3 protein-coding genes are annotated in these 1,897 nt (G+C 64.6%); 2 read left to right on the top strand and 1 reads right to left on the bottom strand.

All coding sequences use genetic code 11. From position 1 onward, the window contains the following. The coding region (locus G3480_RS28065; RefSeq protein WP_206171923.1) for a hypothetical protein at positions 1 to 183 on the bottom strand (183 nt) is incomplete at its 3' end. A 60-nt stretch (positions 184 to 243) separates the two neighbouring features. On the opposite strand from G3480_RS28065, the gene G3480_RS26370 reads away from it, so the two are divergent. Together G3480_RS26370 and G3480_RS29155 are read left to right on the top strand one after the other, a co-directional pair. Next, positions 244 to 1,500 (top strand): trans-sulfuration enzyme family protein, encoded by a 1,257-nt coding sequence (locus G3480_RS26370; RefSeq protein ID WP_164657163.1) that lies wholly within the window; start codon positions 244 to 246, stop codon positions 1,498 to 1,500. Between the two features lie 278 nt (positions 1,501 to 1,778). After that, positions 1,779 to 1,897: DUF2397 family protein (locus tag G3480_RS29155; protein WP_164657036.1), on the top strand; the 119-nt coding region annotated here is incomplete at its 3' end.

Below are 1,897 nucleotides of genomic sequence, written 5' to 3'. Positions count from 1 at the left end.
TACCCCGGTACCGAGCTGCGCCTCGTGTTTGAGGCGATCCAGTCGCATTGAATTTGGCGCCAAGTCAGGAGTTCTGCATTGCAGCAGCCGGCGGTCCCGCACGTCGAGCGCGGCGGTGGTGCCAGACTTGGTTTGGGAAAGATTCTTTCTCATTAGGCGGGCCGAAAGGGATGAATAGGTCAAGAGATTTCCCAACCTTTGCGGCATTCTATCCTTTTCACCCAATCCGGACCCGGTACCGCCATGACCCACGCTATCGACCCCGAGGACGTTCCGAGCCAGGCCGACAGGGACTTCTCCACCCGCGCCATCCATGCCGCCTACGCTGCGCTGGCCAACCAGGGCGCGCTGAATCCGCCGGTGTTCTGGTCCTCGACCTTCGCCTTCGAGTCCGCCGCCCAGGGCGCCGCCCGCTTCGCCGGGACCGAGCCGGGCATGATCTATACGCGGGTCACCAACCCGACGGTGCAGACCCTGGAGGAGCGTCTGGCCGAGCTGGAAGGGGCGGAGGCCGGTCTGGCCTTCGGCTCCGGTATGGGCGCCATCACCTCGCTGATCTGGACCCTGCTGCGACCGGGCGACGAGCTGCTGGTCGACCTCACGCTCTACGGCTGCACCCACTCGCTCGTGAACCATCTGCTGCCGCAGTTCGGCATCCTGACGCGCTCGGCCGACTTCACCCGGCCGGACGCGCTGTCGGAACATCTCAGCGAGCGGACGCGTTTGGTCCTCTTCGAGACGCCGGCCAACCCCAACATGCGTCTGGTGGACATCGCGGCCGTCTCCGACATAGTCCACGCGCACTGTCCGGCGCTGGTCGCGGTCGACAGCACCTACTGTTCGCCCTATCTGCAGCAACCCTTGGCCCTTGGTGCTGACGTCGTCATCCATTCGCTGACCAAGTACATCAACGGTCATGGGGACGTGATCGCCGGCGCGCTGCTCGGCAGGGCCGAGCTGATGCAACAGATCCGCATGCAGGGTCTGAAGGAGCTAACCGGCGCCTGCCTGTCGCCCATGGATGCCTATCTGGTCCTGCGCGGTTTGAAGACGCTGCCCCTGCGCATGGACCGCCATTGTCAGAGCGCCCAGCTGATCGCCGAGCGTCTGGCCCAGCACCCGGCCGTATCCCAAGTGCATTACCCGGGTCTGGAGTCGCACCCGCAGTTCGCCTTGGCCCAACGCCAGATGCGGCTGCCCGGCGGCATGATCGCCTTCGAGCTTGTGGGGGGTGTCGCCGAGGGCGCGCGCTTCATGGACGCGCTGCAGCTCTTCACCTGCGCGGTCAGCCTGGGCGATGCCGAGAGTCTCGCCCAGCACCCGGCCAGCATGACGCACAGCACCTATGCGCCGGAGGAACGGGCCAAGCACCTCATCACCGAGGGTCTGGTGAGGCTCTCGATCGGGCTCGAAGACGCCGAGGATCTCTGGCGCGATCTCGACCGGGCGCTGGCGGCGGCGATCCAGCCGCCAGGGTCCGGGCTAGCCTACTTGTTCTGATCCTGGTTGTTCTGATTCCGGGACGGCCGAGCGAGCGAGGCCTCACCACCCACCAGACCCAGCCGGCCAGGCAGGCGAGCTTCTGAACAAGGTCGTCTGACCGACGGTCATGACGTGGTCCTGCGATCGCTCGCACTGTTCCGAGCAACAGACCGATACTCTCAGATATGCCGAATCGATATGGCATAACCGGAATCGCCCGCGTCAGTTCCTTGTCCGCCGTCTTCTCGCAATGCTAGGGTCACCACAGAAGCAGCAGTGATAAAGCCCACCAACGGATGCCCGATACCAGCTTCAACTACCTGACCGCGGACAAGACAGATCTCTACCGGACCCTGATGCGGGCCTTCTCCGAAGCCAAGGAACACTTCCTGGTCCACCTGCGCCCGGAGGACGT

It is taken from the genome of Thiorhodococcus mannitoliphagus (assembly GCF_010915725.1).
In the GTDB taxonomy this organism is placed as follows: domain Bacteria; phylum Pseudomonadota; class Gammaproteobacteria; order Chromatiales; family Chromatiaceae; genus Thiorhodococcus; species Thiorhodococcus mannitoliphagus.
This window is presented reverse-complemented; position numbering and strand designations above follow the sequence as displayed.

Coding starts and splice junctions, on each gene's coding strand:
- G3480_RS26370 (WP_164657163.1), top strand. CDS start 244: ATGACCCACGCTATCGACCCCGAGGACGTTCCGAGCCAGGCCGACAGG.